Genomic DNA, 1028 nt, shown 5'->3' with positions numbered 1-1028 from the left:
TATCGTGGGGCTGAAAATATTCTTTGGTTAAAAATGTTCAGGCCTTGCGAACTTAATTCTAACAAGGCGTTCAAACGGACAAAAAACAGTTGGTTTTGTTCGCTGCGTTCACTATTTTAACCAACAATTTTTTGCCGCTTAACGTGGCGTTAGGAGACTTGATTAAATGAGCGTAGGTTCGCAGATTGAAAAATTCTATCAAGAGGTATCAGAAAAGCAATATTTATGGTTTGGTGAATTCCCAGACGGAACAATGCTTGAGTTTGATGTTTCTGATAACCGAGTATCTCTTCCTGTTTGGTCTTCTAAATCTAGAATCGTTAGATTGAAAAAATTAAACTCAGATTTATTGTCTGAAATTGAACCCAGAGAAATGTCTTGGGAAAATTTTAAAGAACATATGGTTCCGATTCTAGAAGACAAAAATCGACTAATTAATCTAAACTTGAGCGGTAAAAACTTAACAGGTTTTGATTTAGAAATTAGTTCTTTAATTAGAAACTTAGAGGCTCGCATAAGCATCTCCTAACAAGCTATTCAAGACGGACGCTAAACAGTTGGCTAGCTTCGTTCCTCGCAATTTTAGCCAACAATTTCGCGCCGCTTAGTAAGGCGTTAGCAGTACAAGGAGGTTGAGTGCATACCTGTCAAGATTGTGGGCAACAAATTAACTATTTTAAGATATTCTTTGCTCTTATTCATGTTAAGTGTTCTAACTGTGATACAAAATATAAAGTAAAGATTAAGAGCTACTTTATTTTCTTAATAATGATCACAATTTTCGGATTCGCCTTTCATTTCACTTTAATAAATTTAACGGGTGCTTTAAAGGTCGTAGCATTCATTGCAGAATTTTTAAGTGTTTTTACATTAGCTCCGTTTAACCAGAAGCTTGTAAGTACTGCTAACAACACGCCCTGAGGTGGACAACTAGTAAAATTTAGCTATTTATTGCAAATTTTAACAGTGGCGATCCTCTTCGGTTTAATGCTTCTAAATATTTTGATTCGTTGTAGGGCATCTTCGTT

At 35.3% G+C, this 1028-nt stretch carries 1 protein-coding gene; it reads left to right on the top strand.

Translation table 11 applies throughout. The annotated features are described in order from the left end of the window. Positions 1-166 precede the first annotated feature (166 nt). The gene (locus tag H4J69_RS19595) at positions 167-529 is read left to right on the top strand and encodes a DUF2750 domain-containing protein (RefSeq protein WP_182245201.1); all 363 of its coding nucleotides are present in this window, start codon (positions 167-169) and stop codon (positions 527-529) included. Positions 530-1028 lie beyond the last annotated feature (499 nt).

This window comes from Colwellia sp. BRX10-9, assembly GCF_014077405.1.
Taxonomy (GTDB): Bacteria; Pseudomonadota; Gammaproteobacteria; order Enterobacterales; family Alteromonadaceae; genus Colwellia_A.
The sequence above is the reverse complement of the archived record's forward strand: the minus strand, read 5'-3'. Positions and strand labels throughout refer to the sequence as shown.